The sequence below is a fragment of the Paenibacillus sp. JNUCC 34 genome (assembly GCF_058269055.1).
In genome coordinates, this window is record NZ_CM177770.1 from 2756894 (window position 1) to 2775825 (window position 18932).

Sequence of the window (18932 nt, forward strand, 5' to 3'; positions counted from 1 at the left end):
TCAAATATTTGACTTAGCCCTTTTTCAAATGTTGCGGAATGCGTAGCACCATCCAAGCTACACTTACTGATAACGTAACGAAAAAACGGATAACGCCGTTATTCACTTCTTCGGTTTAGCGTACGTCTGATGGCTCATCCGCAACCTTAAGTTTATCGTTAAGCACATTATCCTCAAGCACGCTGAATTTGTCACCGTATACTTTTGTAATATGTTTTTCACCCCATGCACAGAGCAAATCCAGAATTCCGCTCAAACTCATGCCGTAGTCGCTCAGCTCATATTCCACTTTTGGCGGAACCTGGTTATGGATAATGCGATTGATCACACCATCATCCTCCAGCTCCCGCAGCTGCTGAGTCAGCATTTTTTGTGTGATATGAGGCATGAGACGCTTCAACTCGCTTGTTCGTTTACGACCATGGGTCAGATGACACAGGATCACACATTTCCACTTGCCTCCGATGACTTCCAATGTCGCTTCTACTGCTATGTTGTATTTCTTCGCCTGCATAAACATCCTCCATATTCTTATGGGCACTAAAAAGTACCTAGGGTACTGACAGGTGCCTACATTACAAAAAAGTACGTTCTTCACACAATAAATGATATAGATCATAATAGCATTTGCCAGCTGGATTACACCATACTCAATATTTTCACATTATACAAGCAAGACATTGGACAGGAGGAAATTATCCATCATGGTTTTAGATAAAAAAAGTAGCATGTTTGCGCTGCTGGCGCTTGCCGTTACTGCCTTTGCTATCGGTACTACAGAGTTTATAAGCGTGGGGTTACTTCCGCTGATAGCGGAAGATATGAATATTTCAGTGACCACTGCAGGATTAACCGTTTCGATGTATGCACTCGGCGTTACCTTCGGTGCACCGATATTAACATCTTTAACTTCAAGGATGTCCAGAAAATCATTGCTGCTGTGGATTATGATCATTTTTATCATAGGAAACAGCGTGGCAGCCAGTGCATCATCCATTGGCATACTGCTTGCTGCACGCGTGCTCTCCGCCTTCTCTCATGGCGTATTTATGTCGATCGGTTCGATCATTGCAGCAAGCGTAGTACCAGAGGACCGTAGAGCATCTGCTATCTCCTTTATGTTCACTGGCCTTACGGTAGCTACGGTTACGGGTGTGCCGCTTGGAACATTTATCGGTCAGCAGTGGGGATGGAGACTAGCATTTGTCGCCATAATTGTGGTCGGTATTGTTGCATTTATCGCGAACTGTATACTTGTGCCATCGGAATTGCCCAAAGGGGAGCGCACTTCTTTCCGAGATCAGGTCAAGTTGGTGACGAATGGCAGACTGCTGCTTATGTTCCTGATCACCGCATTAGGTTATGGAGGGACCTTTGTCGTCTTCACTTATTTATCTCCATTGCTTCAGGATATAACCGGCTTTAAGGAAACTACGGTGGCCGTCATTCTGCTTGTGTATGGGATTGCCATCGCTGTCGGTAATGTTATCGGCGGGAAGGCAGCCAACCGGAATCCGCTCAAAGCTCTGCTCTATATGTTTATTGCCCAAGCGCTGGTGCTGTTCATTCTTACGTTTACGGCACCGTTTAAAGTGGCCGGTTTAATCACGATAATCCTAATGGGTTTTCTCGCTTTCATGAATGTGCCGGGATTGCAGGTATATGTCGTTATGCTGGCTGAGCGGTTTGTCCCAAGCGCCGTGGATATTGCTTCAGCGATCAATATTGCCGCGTTCAATGCCGGTATTGCCATCGGTGCTTTCCTTGGCGGTTTGATCACGAATTCGATGGGCATGATTCATACGGCATGGATTGGAGCATTGATGGTACTAGGTGCTATCGTACTCACGGGTTGGAGCTTGAAGCTGGAACGGAAGGATCAGCGGGAGCAGCAGAAACAGCAGGAGCAAGCAGCTTAAAATCGTTATTTTACATGAAGGGAGGTGGTGTCTTAAGCGTTCGGTCGGGGATATTATTGGGGAATTAACATTTTTACAAAAAATTATCGGAGGTTTATCAACATGACAGCAAAACACTTACAAGATACAACCACTTTATATAATGGAGTCAATATGCCTTGGTTTGGACTTGGCGTATTTAAAGTAGAAGAAGGACCGGAACTGGTAAGTGCCGTACGTACGGCAATCCAGCATGGGTATCGGAGCGTAGACACAGCCGCAATATACGGTAATGAAGAAGGTGTCGGGCAAGGAATTCGTGAGGGCCTGGTAGCTGCAGGTTTAAATAGAGAAGATCTATTTGTCACATCCAAAGTGTGGAATGCTGATCTGGGTTATGAATCGACAATGAAAGCTTACGAAGAAAGTCTTCAGAAGCTGGGTCTAGAGTATTTGGATTTATACCTCATACACTGGCCGGTTGAAGGGAAATATATAGAAGCATGGAAAGCGTTAGAGACGCTTTACAAGCAAGGACGCGTGAAAGCCATTGGCGTGAGTAATTTCCAGATTCATCACCTTGAACAATTAATGAAGGAAACCGAAATCAAGCCGATGGTGAATCAGGTTGAATATCACCCGCGACTAACGCAAACAGAACTGCAGTCGTTCTGTCAGTCGAACGGAATTCAGCTTGAAGCCTGGTCACCCTTAATGCAGGGTCAACTGCTCGATCAAGAGGAGCTTCGGAACATCGCGGAGAAACATCATAAATCCATTGCCCAGATTATTCTGCGCTGGGATTTACAGAACGGCGTTGTAACGATTCCAAAATCAACCAAGGAACACCGAATTATGGAGAATGCAGCTATCTTTGATTTTGAATTGTCTGGTGAAGATATGAAGCGCATCAACAGCTTGAATCAGGATCACAGAGTGGGTCCAGATCCGGACAATTTTGATTTCTAAGAAATCCACGTTTACGGCAACAATATAAGTGTAATGAATATTGTGGCTCTCCTTACTTCCAGTAGCTCTACCGGAACAAAGAGAGCCCATTCCTACATAGATGGAAGGAGAGAGCATTATGAATTTGGATCTACAGGGCAAAGTAACATTGGTAACAGGCTCAACGTCCGGCATCGGCAAAGCGATAGCAATGTCTCTTGCATCAGAGGGGCATCGGTCATTATTAATGGAAGACACGAGGATAAAGTGAAACAAACAATACATGACATTCACTCGAAGTATCCAGATGCCGAGTTGCGTTTTGTCGTAGCAGATCTTGGCACGGAGGAGGGTTGCCATCAGGTCAGGGAAGCTGCTCCGGTTGTTGATATTCTGGTTAACAATTTAGGGATCTTTGAACCTGCTGAATTCTTCGATATATCGGATGCGGATTGGTTCAAGTTCTTTGAGACAAATATTATGAGCGGTGTTCGGTTAACACGGCACTATCTGAAAAACATGATCAATCGCAATGAAGGCAGAATCATCTTTATCGCGAGTGAAGCAGCCATTATGCCTTCGCAAGAGATGGCACATTACAGTGCAACCAAGACGATGCAGCTGTCCCTTTCCCGGAGTTTGGCTGAGCTGACAACAGGCACACGCGTAACGGTGAATACCGTCATGCCTGGATCAACCCTTACCGAAGGTGTTGAGACGATGCTGAATACCTTGTACCCGGATGAGAAGTTTACCATCGAAGAAGCCGAGCAGCGGTTTATGAAGGAAAACCGGCCGACGTCTATTATTCAGAGACTGATTCAACCGGAGGAGATTGCGGATTTAGTTACGTATCTGAGCAGCTCCAAGTCCTCGGCCATTAACGGTTCAGCACTCCGAATTGATGGGGGCTTGGTACGAAGCGTGTTCTAAGGAAGAAAGCAGCTTGAATAAATAAGATATTCATTGGAACCGCGTAGATACGCGGTTTTTTAATTATATGGATATATAGTATAGTTATATTTTTCGATAGTGATTTAAGAGATTCTCTACTTTATCTTGGATAATTTGTTTTAGTGATTCAGGCTTCACTGATATAACATAATTACCATATCTCATAAAATAATTAGCTATAAACTCCTCTTCCCCTTGATTAAAAAATCCTTTAATGACTGTTTTATTCCCGATTTCTATTGTCATAGAAGGATAATGTTCTTTATAAAAAAGATCCTTTGCTTGTTCAAAAATCTCTACTTCAAAGTGAATACTCTTCTCAGATTGATACATTTCTAATGAACGACTAACGAGTTCATCTATAGAAAAGTGAGATTTGATTTCCCCTTCTTCAATAAAGGTTATTCTATCGCATCTGAAAACTCTATATTTATTCGTTTTTAACTCTATTCCAGTAGCATACCATTGACCAAACTTAGCGGAAATTTTGAAAAATTGAACATGGTAACTTTTTGTCTGATTATTTTTTACATATTGTATCTTACAGTTGCTCTCATTAAGAATGCTTTTTAGAATTTTATCTAAAAAACGACTGACATTATGATGCTGATATATTTCAAACTGTAGGACTTTTTTCATGTTGTGAATCTGCTCTATTTGTTTTTTAGAAAGACAGTTTTCAAATTTTTCATTTAGCTTAGTAACACTTAAATGAAATGGTGTTGATTGATAAGATTCTAACGTCAACATGGCAAAGTACAGAGCATACACTTCATCAATTGTAAAATTTATGGGGGATAGCAATCTATTTTTTAAGATGCCATATCGTCCATGTCTGCCATGTTCCGAAAAAATAGGCATACCTAATTGTTCTAATGAACTAATATCACGTAGAGCTGTACTTTTTGAAATATTGTATTTATTCATTAGGTCATTTAAATTAAAGAACTCTCGACTGTTTAAGTATCTTATCATGTCATTTAATCTTTCTGATTTATTCATATTAAATCTCCTCATTAAAGGTTTCATATTTTGATACCTTTATATATTATGATGAGTTCAAGGTCATATATCAAATGTATAAGATACTACCTGAAATCATTATATAAAAGGAGATTGATACCATGAGTACAACACTAGAAGTAGCTATTTTCTTATCCATGAACGGAAACGCACAAGAAGCTATACATTTTTACAAAAATCATTTTAACGCAGAGGAATTGTTACTTGTTACCTATCAAGACATGGCCAAACGTGACAGCTCCATACAGCTTACGGATGAAAAAAAGAATTATATTTCTCACTCCGTCTTATCCATCGGAAGAACAAAGGTAATGATAGCGGAAGATACAATGGATACCAGTGAAGAATATACAGTTGGCAATAACACTTCATTATGTATTCAAAGTGCTGACTTAGAGGAAATTGAACATTTTTATAATAGCTTAATTACAGATGATAGAGTGAAAATCATTGTTCCTTTATCTAATAATGTGTTCAGTAAAGCATACGGTATTATTGAAGACCCGTTCGGTATTCAAATACAATTAATGTTTGATGATAGATTACAATAAATAAATGTGTATTCCATACTTCGAAGTGAGCTTCAAATTGAAAATGTACTCGTGAAGACTAAAAAAAGCAGCTCGTTCCTCATCCGAGGGCGGGCTGCTTTTGCTCTGCTAGCTTCACCATTCGTTTCACATTTACAACAAAGGCGGTGAGGTACGCCTGTATTCGCATGCGAAATAGACCTCGGTATTTGGCTATTGCCATCCCGTGGAACCTCTTCATCTCTGCGTTCTTGTGTTCTATGATTGGTCTTTCGCTTTGCTTACTTCCTTGCATCGCTTTCCGAGTGCTGTGCTGTCCTGCAGGGCATATCACAAAATCCGCATCTTTGTTGTATTCAAATCCTTCTTGACCGCTCATCTTCTGCGATTTCCAGTACCGACAAGGTACCGGGCTCCATTTTACAGGTACTGTATTCGTTTTGCAGGGCTCTCCTTATTTAGGCTTTTTTGTCAGAATATGTCCAGTAAAGCCCCGATTTACATAGTTAGACAAGAAACAAACTCGTTTATTAGCTAGAAAAGAAGATAATCGTCGGATTTTAGTCTATTATCCCGATAAATATAGTTGTAATAATAGAAGGAAAATTGTAGGAAATATAGAAGTTACTATAAAACACAACTTTGTTAGCGCATACAATATACTTTTTGAAGGAGATGAGAGTGCTTGAAGAGGAGAGTTGTTGGTAGTTTACTGAGCTTCTTATTAGCCTTCACGCTAATATTGCCAGCAGTAGGAGCGCAGGAAGGCATTTCGCCTGAGACAGGCGGAGCCCAGAAGATCATTTCGAAGTTAGATCCGAAGGCCATATCGCTTGATGTGAGCAGCTTGGATCAGAACGTAACGCTGGAGAAGCCGTCGAAGACGGACACATTGAAATCAGCGAAGCGGCAGGCCAATGGATTGCAAATTGATAAGATAGACACCCTCGACAAGGCAGCGATTCAACCACAGAACTATGTTCCCCTCTCAGATAGTACAGAACGCATTTCCGTCATCGTAGAACTACAATCCGAGCCGGTGAAGGTTTTTGAAGAGAGTCATAAGAACTTACGGATGGGTAGGTCAGCCATATCTCAAAAATTACAGGTAAAGACAGAGCAGGACAATTTCAAGAAATCAGCGAATAAACGACTAAATGTAGACATTGATCGTGAGTATTCCGAAGTATTCAATGGATTCTCGCTGGAGATTGCTGCGGATCAAGTCGAAGATTTGCTGAAAATTCCTGGTGTTAAAGCGATTTATCCAAACAACACAGTATATGCTTTGGAGGAGCCGGTTGGAGGTTCCACTGCTGTTCCCGAAGGAAGCGTGCCGTTTATCGGCAGTGAAGCATTCTGGAGCCAAGGTGTTAAAGGCGCCGGAATCAAGGTCGGGGTCATCGATACCGGTATTGCCCATGATCATCCTGATCTTGTCGGTACAGTAGACCCTAACAATCTAGGGTATGACTTCGTTAATAATGATAATGATCCGTATGAAACGACAAGAAAAGATTATGATGATGCACATTCGTTAGATCCAAGTCTACCTGAAACGCATCCAGTAACGGGTAGACCATACTGGACTTCACACGGCAGCCATGTCTCTGGGGTTATTGCTGGTCGTGGCGTAGGCAAGGAAGGACAACCAGGGATTACAGGCGTAGTCCCAGAAGCTGAAATCCATGCATACAAGGTCCTTGGACCTTATGGCAGCGGTTCGACGGCTAATGTAATTGCGGGTATTGAACGTGCTGTAGTGGATGGAATGGATGTCATTAATCTGTCGCTCGGTTCGGAAACTAATAATGAGAGATCCGCTGATGCAGTAGCCGTGAACAATGCGATGGCTGCACGTGTTATCACTGTCGTATCGAATGGCAACAGCGGTCCGGCTGATGCTACAGTAACCGATCCGGGTACGGCCGAACTAGTGATTTCCGTAGGCGCATCGAAGCCTCCGATAGTGACTCCGATCCTGAAGATCGATGGCTCAGATGGAGAATTCAAGTTGGATTCCTTTGATAAATCCCAAGGTATTGAGAATCTTACAGGTTTATATCAGCTTGTTGATGTGGGCTTAGGCAAGCCTGAGAATTATGTTGGAAAAGACTTAAGTGGGAAAATCGCCTTCATCAAACGTGGTGAATTGTCTTTCACCGATAAAGCACTGAATGCAATTAATGCAGGGGCCGCCGCAGCAGTTGTATACAACAATGCGCCAGAAGCTCTAGAGAGCGGTACCTTAGGCGATATCAATATTACTATTCCGGTATATGCTCTTTCGGGCACATATGGCAATCAGATAAAGGCCAAACTTGATGCGGATCCGAGTTTACAAGTTAATTTCACGACAACCATTGAAAAGGATATTATCGCAGGTTTTAGTTCACGCGGTCCATCCAAACCTTCCTATGCGGTTAAGCCGGACATCTCTGCACCAGGCATTGGCATTCGCTCCAGTGTGACCGAATATGAAGGATGGTATGAAGCACAGAATGGTACAAGCATGGCAGCTCCACATATTGCCGGGGCAGCAGCGTTACTGAAAGCGAAATACCCTAATTTGGATCAGTATGATATTAAGTCACTGCTCATGAACAATGCTGTTAAACTCTCCGACCGCAACAATGAACGATACTCTCATATGGATCAAGGCGCCGGAAGAGTTGATCTGAATAAAGTGTTGGATGCGAAAGCAGTTGCTGGGGTAGAGGGGAAGACAACTGCCGTTAAGGATGGGGTAGAAGTTCTCTATCATACAGGTAGCCTCTCCTACGGTTACATTAATTATGGCGAGAGTACCAATCGTAAGGTGGTAGTCAAGGATATTGCCAATGCGGCTTCGTCCTACTCGATTAGCACTGAGTGGTATGGATCTTCTCCAATTACATTAACAACATCGAAAAATGTAGTTGGTGTATCTGCAGGCGGCGAGGAGTCCTTTACAGTTACAGCTACCGTTCCGGCTAATGCAGCGGATCAGCGTTATGAAGGTGAACTGATCCTGACAGAAGCAGGCGGCCATGTTATTCAACTGCCGATTGCTGTATATGTCGGTGAAGCTCCGGTAGCTGAGGTTGTTACTAACTTGGAGCTGACTCCGAATATATTCTCGCCAAATGGCGATTCGCTTTACGATACAAGCACTATAAGATTTACGATTACCCAGTTTATTGAATATTTCTCGTTAGATGTATTTTCGGTAGAAGGCGAATGGTTGGGTACTATCATTGAACAGGATGGAATCGATCCTGGAACTTATACTATCAAAAATTGGAACGGATCTTTCACTGCGCCATCGGGTCAATTAGTGAATCCGTCGGATGATTTGTATTTATTAGTACCATTCGCAGGCAGCTTATTGGATGATCCTGCTCCTGTCGAGTCTCAAGTTACTCCTTTTATCATCGATACGGAAGCTCCTGTATCCAAGCTGGACGATCCGGGTATTGTCGTTGATAAAGGCAATCTGACTGCAACGATTTCCGGCCAAATTACGTATGACTTGTTAATCCAACTTAAGGACATTGTTGGTCTTGAAATGAATGATGTGGTCGGAGTTGCTGCTTGGTACGATGATGGCAATAAAGGGCAAGTAGTTGATGGGGAAGTCGATAACTCGGGGCATTTTACGATTCAGGTACCGATTTCTGTAGGAGACAATTCCTTTGAGGTTTATGTATACGATATTGCAGGCAACGGGTTGATTGATCCGGCCCATATCGTGGATTATAAACTGACTAACATGGTAGCTCCGGCAATTAGTCCGGTTCAGGTTCAGCCGAATGAACCATTCTCATTAAATGTTGCATTCGACGTAACCGATGCCGTCTATTCTGCTAAATTTGATCTGTTATACAGCAATACATTTACAGATGTGGAAGTTACACCGAGTACGGAGCTGGAAGAGCATCAGGCTAAACTTAATCCGGATGCTTCGCTAACTGTTACAAATACAGTGTATGAATATGATCCTGAATTAAGCAGACATGAATTTTCGATCAGTTTGAATGATGTTGATGGATATAGAGGAACAGGCTCGTTAGCTTCATTCGATTTTGCCGGAGCGCCTGCAGGACAGTATTCGTTCAAAATAGCGAACCTGGAACTGCTAGATCGGGACGGTAAAGAAATTCCGGTTGAGGTGAGCGATACAATTGAGCTGACAGTTAAGCCAGTTCAACAGGCGGAATTGTCTGTATCGCCGCAATCTCTATCTATCAAGGCAGGTACTACGGGTAATGTATCGGTCTCTTATAAAGCGCCGGACGGTTCGGTTACCGACGTAACTGAGAAGGCGGCGTATACAGTAAGCAACGCTGAGATCGCGACTGTGCAGAAAGGTATTGTGTCAGGCAAGAAGAAAGGCAGCACAGACATTGAAGTTACGTATGAAGGTCTGAAGGCGACTGTTGCTGTTACCGTAACCGAATCAAGTACGGGTGGAAACCCTGGCGGTGAAGGCGGCACCGGTGGCGGTAGCGGCGGCGGTGGAACACCAACTGCTCCAACAACGCCAACCGCTCCAACCACTCCTCCAGCAAAAGGTACTGTCAAGGAAGCAATCAAGGCTGGAGAGCCAACGGTTCTGAAGCTTGAAGGCGGTTTGACAGTAACGATTCCGGCGGGGGCGATTACCTCGCAAGAGGCTGCATTTGTTCAAGGAAGTGTTGCCTCGAAGGAAGATACGGAAGCTTTATTGAAGGGTCTGCAATTAGGCTCGACGATTAAGGCATTTGGTGTATATTATGACTTTGCAGTTCTTGATAAAGATGGAAAGATAATCGAAAATATCTCTTTCAGCAAGCCGGTAGAAGTTTCAATACCGCTGGAGACACTCCAGATCGGCGACTTCAACAGTGAGAAGATTAATCTGTTCAAGATTGGGGATAAAGGAGAACTGAGCGGACGTACTGCTCGCCTGGTTGGCGGCAAAGTCGTCGCCCATCTGAACAGCTTCAGCCGCTATATGTTCATCGCTAAGAATATCTCCTTTGCAGACGTCACGAAGACGAATTATCCATGGGCTGTTAATGAAATTGAAGTGCTCGCTTCCAAGGATATCGTTACGGGAACGAGTGCGAATCAGTACACGCCTGGTAAGCAGGTGACGCGCGCTGAATTCGTCTCCTTATTAGTAAGAACGCTGGAGCTTGGCAAGGGTGAGAATAGCGGGACTCAGTTCAGCGATGTTCAGTCCGGAAGCTGGTACTATGACGCGGTTCAGGCTGCAGTATCTGCCGGATGGATCAATGGTTATGCGGATCATACCTTTGCTCCGGATCAGAGCATTACTCGCGCCGAAATGGCAGTCATTCTGTCCAGAGTGCTGAAGCACTTGGAAGTGACTGAGGGTGCGGAAGCAACCCTTCCAGGCTATGCTGACCAAGCACAGATCCAGGAATGGGCCAAGGCTGCAGTTGCCCAGGTTGCTGCGCTTGGCATTATGCAAGGTAGAGGCGAGACCCGCTTCGCCGCACAGGAGAATACAACTCGTGCCGAAGCAGCCGTAGTGGTATATCGTATTTTCAAAGGATACACGAAATAAATCGTACAAAAACAAAGGAACTGCCGAGTGCTTGCGCCCTTGGCAGTTCCTTTTCTATTATTTACAGCTCCCCAGCCACAACTCGTTGGACTCAGGGGGAAGTAAGAAGAAAGGTTTCTTTGAAGATGACCTCCCGGCGCATATCTATCCAAAATTCGTTTTTTGGCATACCGACAAAATCGAATACAGTATCTCAACCACAACGGATATGTCTAAGGTACAAAAAATTGAAATGCTGAAAACAGCGGTAAAAAAATTATATTCTTAGCCAATCATAGGTCTTGCGTGATAGGCCCATGCAATCCTGGAAATAGGATTGTATGGGTTCTTTTTGTTAATCATGATTCCTTTAGGCGCTGCGGGTCATTTTTGCATGTAACAAAAATGAGGAAAACTTAGATTGCCATAATATTTTGCACAAGACATGTTGACATTATCAAACTACAATTATAGCATGGATAAAACTACCTACGTAGCTGAGTGAATTGACATTGGAGGTTTCATGTATGAACCAAATACCACCCATTACAGCTGCAGAGCTGGAAATTATGCGCGTATTGTGGGCAAATCCGGATTGTCCTTCCAGTGAGGTCGTAAAGCAAATGACGGATCGAATGGGGTGGAGCCCGAATACGACCCGGACGCTCCTTAGTCGTCTGGTGCAGAAGGAAGCGGCGGGTGCGAAGCTGGAAAAGGGTTCAAAGCGCACCCAATTATTTTATCCGATTATCAGTGAGCAGGAGTACTTGCGGTCCGAAACCAAATCTTTCATGAAAAAATTGTATGGCGGAGCATTAAAACCGATGCTGGCCAACTTTTTGCAGGATAAAAAGCTGAATGCGCAGGAAATCGAGGATCTGAAGGCGTTATTTGACGAGAATCAGAGCGACGGAGAACCAGAAAAAAGAGATACCTGATGAGTCCAATATAAATAATACTGGATAAAAATCAACCAGAGGAGTCGTTTAACATGACAGAAAAAGAAAAAATGTTAGCTGGCCTGCCATACAAGGCTTTTGGAGAGGAACTGCTGAGGGAAAGACAGCGTGCGAAGGAAATATTGTTTGATTATAATGCGTTGAGGCCAAGTGAAATTGAGAAACGGGACAATCTGTTAAAGCAATTACTGGGGCAAACGGGAACAAACTTTTTCATTGAGCCGCCATTCCGTTGTGACTATGGATACAACATTTCAATTGGTGAACAATTTTATTCCAATTATAATTTCACAGTACTGGATTGTAACAGAGTCACGATCGGCGATCACGTCTTTATTGGCCCTAATGTAAGTATTTTTACAGCAGGACATGCTATTGACCCTGAGATGAGAGCCGCTGAAGTGGAGTTTGCGTATCCTATTCATATCGGGAACAGGGTTTGGATTGGTGGAGGAGCCATTATTAATCCGGGGGTCACGATCGGTGACAATAGTATCATTGGCTCCGGCAGTGTGGTCACTAAAGATATACCTGCCAATGTCATTGCAGCCGGGAATCCATGCCGGGTAATTCGAGCAATAACTGAAGAGGATAAAAAACAGTTTGCAAGTTCATCATTGAAGTGAGACTGAAAAGAACTGTAGAAGAATCACAACCACTTGAATTGAGACGTGGTTGTGATTCTTTATTGTTTGTCATATTACAGAACGCTTTGCATCTTCCATGTTAGCATAATTTTCTCATAAGTAACTCGATCGGCCCTCTCGTCATCCATTTTCTCCACATATGCGAAAAGATAATGGCCATTATAAAATATAAGCATCCGTATGCTATTGCAAAAACAAGGCTGCCATTTTCCAAATAGCCTGTTATATGAAGCATCCCCAATCCGATCACCACATGTCCTATATAATGAGATAACGATAACTGCCCGGTATTGATCAGTGCTTGCGTAAGAACGGACTGCTCAAATTTATCGACGACATAAAGACAAATCGCGATCACGGCCATAGCCGAACAAATTCCTGAGAGCACATACAGCATTGTTGGCGGCATCGGTTTCGTTCCAAACAAATAATATGCCGCTTCATTTCCCAGTACAGGGGAAGTCCATTTGATCAAGAAGAAGGAAAGGGATTCAAAAACAACCGTTCCTGACAATGAATATATCAACAACTTCGATCGATGCTCCTTGCTCAGCCAGCCTTTTCTGCCAACCCACATACCGAAGAGGAAGAAGCTCAGCCAAGGAAAGATCGGATGGAATCCGTTAAATAACAGATTACGAATGAACCCTTCTATTGTCCAAAAACCCGTATATTCTTTAAAACTCAAGTTCCACCCTTGGGTATAATCGAACATGACTAAAAACAACTGTGATGCTACCAGGATAAACGAGAACAATCCGAGTATTTTATTGTTGGATACGGTGATCAATACCGCAGCCACAAGCATAAATACCGCATAGTAGTGCAAAATGTCTGCGCTCCAGTCCATTAACAATAAAAGCACGCCGGCAATAAACAGGAAAGCTGCTCTTTTGTATAAGCTGTACCGGTTTTGCCGAATAAGCTCTCCATTCATAGAGCTTCGGGCTTTTGAGGTCATTAGGGTTACTCCGATGCCGGCCAGTACGACAAACAATGCAGATGCTCGGCCCTCAAACAGACCTGATATCGATTGTAGCCATCCCGGTCCGCTATTCTCTGCCTGCATTGCAAGCTTATAGTTCACGATAATCATTCCGAAGATCGCCAATGCTCTCGCAAAATCAAGGGCAGTGATCCTCGCTTTCGATTGACTCATTTCACATCATTCCCTTTTAGTGTTTTTCGACGCGATGATTGAACCATTCGTTTTACTAGCCAGGCAACAGCTCCAAGCAGTACCAAGATGATTGCGATGCTCCAAGAATAACTCTCAATGGCGTGCAGCAAATTTTCCCATTGTGGGCCAAACATGTTTCCCAACCCGATGAAGCTAATACACCAAAACAAAGCGCCGCTATAAGCATAGAGTGCAAAGGTTCGAAACGAAGAACCCAAAATACCTGTTAAATAACCGGTTATATGACGAACACCGGGAATAAAATAGCCGATGAATACAAGAAAATGACCGCGCCTGTTAAACCATTTTTTCGTTTTATAGAATTTGCCTGGTGTAATAAACACCCATTTGCCAAAACGCCGAATAAAAGGCATTCCCACTTTCAGACCGATAACATATGTCACAGTCATTCCTAATGTCGTTCCGGTAAACGCTAAAAAAAGTGCCGTCCATCCGTTTAACACACCCAGATAAGACAGATACCCCACATACAGCATTGTTATTTCACCTGGAAAGGGAAGAGCAATGAACTCCAGCAGTAATCCTATGAACAGGACTGCATATCCATATTGATCAAATAGCGCTTCAATATTCATCGATGTCACATCCTTTTAATTCCTTTCCCGATTGGGTTCATAAATAGCTCCTTTAAAATTTTACTGATTATTTCAAATTTAAAACCATGTAATCCCACTTCAATTCTTTAAATAACAAATGCCGCACTAAGCTATTCTTTTGTAAATGAGTCTGGAATGACAGAAGCTCGTATAGATGCTTGGCACGTGGGTTACTACCTACGACGTGCAAGCTCAGCACATCTAGGTGTGGCTCAGTTTGCACAAAATGCTGCGTCCACTGAAATAATAGCTTTCCAATCCCCTTGCTTCGATGGTCCGGATGGACAACAATGTCTGCAATATAACATTCTCCAGCCTGTGGTTTATGATCTAAAAAAGATAACCCGATCAGCATTTTTAACAGGTTCCATTTTCCCAACCTATTGAAGCTCTTCCACGAAGGAAGCTCTTGCTTTTGCTTAATGTCAGATTCAGGCTTCCATTTGATAGATATCGTCCCGATAACTTCTCCATCTTGCAGGGCGACCATTCTTTGACTTGCCGGTTCGGTGGGGAAATGTTCAAACAGCTTTTCGAAAAAAAGAGCGAGGTCGTCATCATTCATGTTAGTTAAGTTTTGAAATTTTCCGCGAAACCCGTGAACAAGCAGGCGTCCGACCTGTAGATTATACTTGGCCTGCATAGGTTCAATTGTTATCGGTGCTGTAGTCATGATTGTTACTCCTTTCGGATTTTGTAGCCGATTCGATCAACAATTGCAACTCGTAATGCAACCCGTTCTTGCTAAATAACGATAAATAGGATCTTTCAATAAGGATAAGGGGTCCAGCTATGGTATATGATTGCGCAGCAGCATAGTCGTACAACTGTTCAATCATTTGTTCGAGCTCATCATCTTCATGAATTAGGCTCTGAATGGAAAGGTAATTGCCTTCAGGTAAAGAAAAATCGCCAGGCCCTTGAGTTTCTAGACATAAGGTAATTGTGCTCGAACCATCATATATATAATGAATGTCCGATTCGAACAAGTTCGGAACACGCTTCGCTTGTTCAGCCAACTGTTTGGCATTAAGCTTAGTGTGTGAATTCATTTCAATCCAATGTTCAAAATAGGTGGTGTCTCGCCGCTTTATTTGATAGTGGTTGGACTGCGAATTAAAGTTCTGCTGTTCATGCAAAACTTTTTTAATGAAATGCTGAAGCTCTTTGAGCCGGAACAACTCCGCATCCACTTCCCGCAAGGAATGATGAAGAAGCTGTCGATATTGATCCGCAGAAAAGGAGGTCATACAATCATTTATGGACTGAACAGACACTCCCAGCTTACGAAGCAATAGAATATGTGCAAGTTGGTATATTTGTTCGATGTCGTACATTCTATACTGATTGTTATCTGTGTAAGCGGGAGTAAGAACTCCTTTCTCTTCAAAATAACGAATTTGATGAACAGAAACATTCATAAGCTTGGCTAATTCACTAATCGTAATTTCACTCTTCATAAAGTTCACTCCTAAGAATAAGGCTTGGAATATCTTAACGATATACCTTAGGTCAGACCTAAGGTCAAGTGTTTTATGCAATTTCGTTGACACAGTTTCCCAGCTTATGTATATTGATGTAATGCTCTCATCTAGGTGAAAATGTGAAAAGCGAAAAGAGGTGAACCTATGAATATTACTGTTGTGGAACACAATCCTGGTTGGAAAGAAGAGTATCTAAAAGAAGAACATGCAATAAAGGAGATTCTTCAAGATGAATTAGTGAACAGTTTTCATGTCGGGAGTACTTCTGTTCCAAATTTAAAAGCAAAACCGATCATTGACATTCTGCTTGTAGTTAACGACATCAATGAGTTAGATACTTATTCTGTGCAATTTGAAAATATCGGATATGAAGTTATGGGCGAATTTGGAATTAAAGGAAGGAGGTACTTCCGTAAGGGAGGAGACAATCGCACTCATCAAATTCATGTATTCCAGTATGATAATATCCAAGAAATCGAAAGGCACCTATCATTCAGAGATTATCTTCGCCAAAGTCCAGAAATATGTAAGCAATACGGAGAATTAAAAAGTAAGCTTGCAGCCCAATATCCAACTGACATTGATGGCTATGGTGACGGTAAAGATGATTTTGTTAAAAAAATAGAAAAAGAAGCCCTCAAATGGCATTGGACTACTCGCTGAAACCAAACATCATTATTTGGGAGCTTTAATTGAATAAAAGGAGGACACATATTGTCATAATATGTGTCCTCCTTTATTCGTGCCAGGTAGGCGGCCTTTAAAGAGTGCTATTCGCTTCGAAGTGCAACAACTGGATCTTTCTTTGAAGCCATTCTTGATGGAATAAATCCAGCAATTAAGGTGAGTATCATACTTCCGGCAACCAGCACTGCTGCATGAAGTGGGTTAAGACTTGCAACTCCAGAAATTCCTGTCAGATTAGATATAATGCTATTGATCGGTATTTGAAGCAGATATGAAAGACCTACCCCAATCATTCCTGCCGTGAATCCAATAATCAGCGTTTCCGCATTAAATACCCTTGAAATGTCTTTTTTACGTGCACCCACACTGCGAAGGATGCCGATTTCTTTGGTGCGCTCAATTACCGAAACATACGTTATGATACCGATCATAATTGTGGAAACCAAGAGAGAAATAGCAGCAAATCCGGTCAAAACATAAGTTACGGTATTAAGTAGTGTTCCTGTTATGGAAGAAATCATTTCCGCCATATCAGAATAAATCAGTTTATCATCGTCTGATTTACCATCATTGTATTCATCAAGGTATTCCTTTATTTTGTCTTTGCTTTCGTAATCTTTCGGATAAATATTGATACCCGTTGGAGTGGAATCAGCTCCAAGCATTATCAATGCATTGTCCTTCGCCTTATTGTCTAAAGAAGTGCCAAGCATAACATCCTTATCCGAATCTTTTTGGGCGGTTGCAATTTCGCTCTTTTGCGCAACTTCAACTACATCTGCGGTGAGAGCCGTGGTATATGCAATCCCCGGTGACAAATAGCTGCTTGACACATCCTCTTTGGAACGCAGAATGCCGGTAATCGTGAGTTTTGTTCCAGTATCACTGTCATACAGCTTTTCATAATCTGTAGGCGCAGCCGCAGTGAATAAATCTCCATTCCTAGTATAGAAATCATCATTCGGTATTACTTTTAAAATTGTTTTACCAATAAAATCGGTCAGCTTATAATTTTCGGTATTCTCAGTAATACCAAGTTTTTCAAAAAATGCTTTGTCAATGCGGTTATAATTATCAACAACTAAAACGACTTCGTTTTTTACTGTAGGCAACCTGCTTCCTTCACCAATTAAATCATATTGAGATAAAATAAAGTCATTATTTTCAGGAAGTTCCTGCAAGTAGGTCTTATTGCTACCCATCATCATTCCCATACCGCTTGGAGCTGAAGTTGTTTCAAACTTTACGGCTGTGTCTTGTCCTTTTGCCAACAAATTAATGTTTACTCCGTGCATATAGGAAATGTTGTTGACTGCATTAGGTAATTCAGTTTCAAGGTTTTCGATATAATTAAGATAGTCTTCGGTAATGATATTGCTATGCTTTGTACTGTTTTTCTCACTGTCATAGGAGTACACAACGTTTTCATTCGGATATTCTGTATATCCTGCAGCATCATTATTTCCTTCAAGACCACCAGGACCACGTTCGGTCAAATCTATGGTTTGCTCGCCTGTGCCGATGGTGATGGGAAAGCTGCTCAGTGTATCGGACTGCATACTGTTCATATAGGTAGACAGTCCGTTAGAAAGAGCCAAAACAAGCGCAACACCGATAATGCCAATGCTTCCTGCAAATGCCGTAATAAGCGTTCTGCCTCGTTTTGTCAGTAGATTTTTAAAGGAAAGCACCGTTGCTGTTATCAGTGACATGGAGGTTTTCTTAAACTTCTGTTCTTTGGGTGTTTGTACGGATGCTTTTCCTGTTTCAGCTTCCACTATTGGATTACTGTCCGACTGAACTTCACCGTCTAAAAAACGGATAATTCTGTCTGAATATTCCTCTGCCAGTTCACCGTTATGGGTTACCATGATGACAAGACGTGTTTTGGCCACTTCCTTTAAAATATCCATGACTTGAATACTGGTATGACTGTCAAGTGCTCCGGTCGGCTCATCCGCAAGGATAATATCGGGGTCGTTCACGAGCGCCCTTGCTATGGCAACACGCTGCATTTGACCGCCAGACAATTGATTCGGCTTCTTGTTCAAATGGTCTGCAAGCCCGACTTCTATTAGTGCCTGCTTCGCCCGTTGTTTTCTTTCGGAAGTTGATACGCCAGATAAAGTCATAGCGATTTCAACGTTCTGCAATACCGTTTGATGTCCGATTAGATTATAGCTTTGAAATACAAAGCCTATAGAACGGTTACGGTAAGCATCCCAGTCACTGTTCTTATATTCTTTTGTGGACAAACCGTTTATTATTAAATCGCCACTATCATACTGGTCTAAACCGCCAATAATATTAAGAAGTGTGGTTTTACCACAGCCCGACGGACCGAGAATGGAAACAAGTTCATTTTCTCGAAATCCAAGTGATATACTTTTTAAGGCGGTAACTTCTTCGCCGCTATTATATGTTTTTTTAATCTTCTCCAGTTTGAGTTTCAGCATAAACATTCCTCCATTT

14 protein-coding genes and 2 pseudogenes are annotated in these 18932 nt (G+C 42.4%); 8 read left to right on the forward strand and 8 right to left on the reverse strand.

Translation table 11 applies throughout. From position 1 onward, the window contains the following. Positions 1 to 115 precede the first annotated feature (115 nt). The gene (locus AC2TF5_RS13035; protein ID WP_491302557.1) at positions 116 to 514 is read right to left on the reverse strand and encodes a winged helix-turn-helix transcriptional regulator; all 399 of its coding nucleotides are present in this window, start codon (positions 512 to 514) and stop codon (positions 116 to 118) included. 190 nt (positions 515 to 704) lie between these two features. Between AC2TF5_RS13035 and AC2TF5_RS13040 the strand changes: the two genes are divergently transcribed. The 3 genes and pseudogenes from AC2TF5_RS13040 (at position 705) to AC2TF5_RS13050 (ending at position 3779) form a co-directional block, all read left to right on the forward strand. Then, positions 705 to 1919: an MFS transporter gene (locus AC2TF5_RS13040; RefSeq protein ID WP_491302558.1), complete on the forward strand. Its 1215-nt coding sequence runs from the start codon at positions 705 to 707 to the stop codon at positions 1917 to 1919. Positions 1920 to 2021: 102 nt separating this feature from the next. Next, positions 2022 to 2867, forward strand: coding sequence for an aldo/keto reductase (locus AC2TF5_RS13045; RefSeq protein WP_491302559.1), 846 nt, complete (start codon positions 2022 to 2024; stop codon positions 2865 to 2867). A gap of 118 nt (positions 2868 to 2985) precedes the next feature. After that, positions 2986 to 3779 (forward strand): annotated as a pseudogene (locus AC2TF5_RS13050) (SDR family NAD(P)-dependent oxidoreductase). An 84-nt stretch (positions 3780 to 3863) separates the two neighbouring features. Here AC2TF5_RS13050 and AC2TF5_RS13055 read toward each other — a convergent pair. After that, positions 3864 to 4802, reverse strand: coding sequence for a helix-turn-helix transcriptional regulator (locus AC2TF5_RS13055; RefSeq protein WP_491302560.1), 939 nt, complete (start codon positions 4800 to 4802; stop codon positions 3864 to 3866). A 122-nt stretch (positions 4803 to 4924) separates the two neighbouring features. Between AC2TF5_RS13055 and AC2TF5_RS13060 the strand changes: the two genes are divergently transcribed. Next, positions 4925 to 5374 (forward strand): VOC family protein, encoded by a 450-nt coding sequence (locus AC2TF5_RS13060; RefSeq protein ID WP_491302561.1) that lies wholly within the window; start codon positions 4925 to 4927, stop codon positions 5372 to 5374. A 79-nt stretch (positions 5375 to 5453) separates the two neighbouring features. Here the strand turns inward: AC2TF5_RS13060 and AC2TF5_RS13065 are convergent. Then, positions 5454 to 5627 (reverse strand): annotated as a pseudogene (locus AC2TF5_RS13065) (transposase); the annotation flags it as partial. Positions 5628 to 6038: 411 nt separating this feature from the next. Between AC2TF5_RS13065 and AC2TF5_RS13070 the strand changes: the two are divergent. The 3 genes from AC2TF5_RS13070 (at position 6039) to AC2TF5_RS13080 (ending at position 12471) form a co-directional block, all read left to right on the forward strand. Beyond that, complete coding sequence (locus tag AC2TF5_RS13070; protein ID WP_491302562.1) at positions 6039 to 10907, forward strand: S8 family serine peptidase; 4869 nt, start codon at positions 6039 to 6041, stop codon at positions 10905 to 10907. 506 nt (positions 10908 to 11413) lie between these two features. After that, complete coding sequence (locus tag AC2TF5_RS13075) at positions 11414 to 11824, forward strand: BlaI/MecI/CopY family transcriptional regulator (RefSeq protein WP_491302563.1); 411 nt, start codon at positions 11414 to 11416, stop codon at positions 11822 to 11824. A gap of 53 nt (positions 11825 to 11877) precedes the next feature. Then, entirely contained in the window at positions 11878 to 12471 is a 594-nt protein-coding gene (locus AC2TF5_RS13080; protein WP_491302564.1) for a sugar O-acetyltransferase, read from the forward strand. 100 nt (positions 12472 to 12571) lie between these two features. Here the strand turns inward: AC2TF5_RS13080 and AC2TF5_RS13085 are convergent, their stop codons facing one another. The 4 genes from AC2TF5_RS13085 to AC2TF5_RS13100 all read right to left on the reverse strand — a co-directional run bounded on the left by AC2TF5_RS13085 (position 12572) and on the right by AC2TF5_RS13100 (position 15749). Continuing rightward, positions 12572 to 13651 carry a DUF418 domain-containing protein gene (locus tag AC2TF5_RS13085; RefSeq protein WP_491302565.1) on the reverse strand — a complete coding sequence of 360 codons (1080 nt, stop codon included), beginning with the start codon at positions 13649 to 13651 and terminating at the stop codon, positions 12572 to 12574. Then, positions 13648 to 14268 (reverse strand): DedA family protein, encoded by a 621-nt coding sequence (locus tag AC2TF5_RS13090; protein ID WP_491302566.1) that lies wholly within the window; start codon positions 14266 to 14268, stop codon positions 13648 to 13650. The genes AC2TF5_RS13085 and AC2TF5_RS13090 overlap by 4 nt, the downstream gene beginning before the upstream one ends. Before the next feature lie 67 nt (positions 14269 to 14335). After that, positions 14336 to 14962 (reverse strand): GNAT family N-acetyltransferase, encoded by a 627-nt coding sequence (locus AC2TF5_RS13095; RefSeq protein WP_491302567.1) that lies wholly within the window; start codon positions 14960 to 14962, stop codon positions 14336 to 14338. After that, positions 14937 to 15749, reverse strand: coding sequence for a helix-turn-helix domain-containing protein (locus AC2TF5_RS13100; RefSeq protein ID WP_491302568.1), 813 nt, complete (start codon positions 15747 to 15749; stop codon positions 14937 to 14939). The genes AC2TF5_RS13095 and AC2TF5_RS13100 overlap by 26 nt, the downstream gene beginning before the upstream one ends. Positions 15750 to 15917: 168 nt before the next feature. On the opposite strand from AC2TF5_RS13100, the gene AC2TF5_RS13105 reads away from it, so the two are divergent. Beyond that, positions 15918 to 16436, forward strand: coding sequence for a GrpB family protein (locus AC2TF5_RS13105; protein WP_491302569.1), 519 nt, complete (start codon positions 15918 to 15920; stop codon positions 16434 to 16436). 107 nt (positions 16437 to 16543) lie between these two features. Here AC2TF5_RS13105 and AC2TF5_RS13110 read toward each other — a convergent pair whose 3' ends face one another. Continuing rightward, entirely contained in the window at positions 16544 to 18916 is a 2373-nt protein-coding gene (locus AC2TF5_RS13110) for an ABC transporter ATP-binding protein/permease (RefSeq protein ID WP_491302570.1), read from the reverse strand. Between the last annotated feature and the right edge of the window lie 16 nt (positions 18917 to 18932).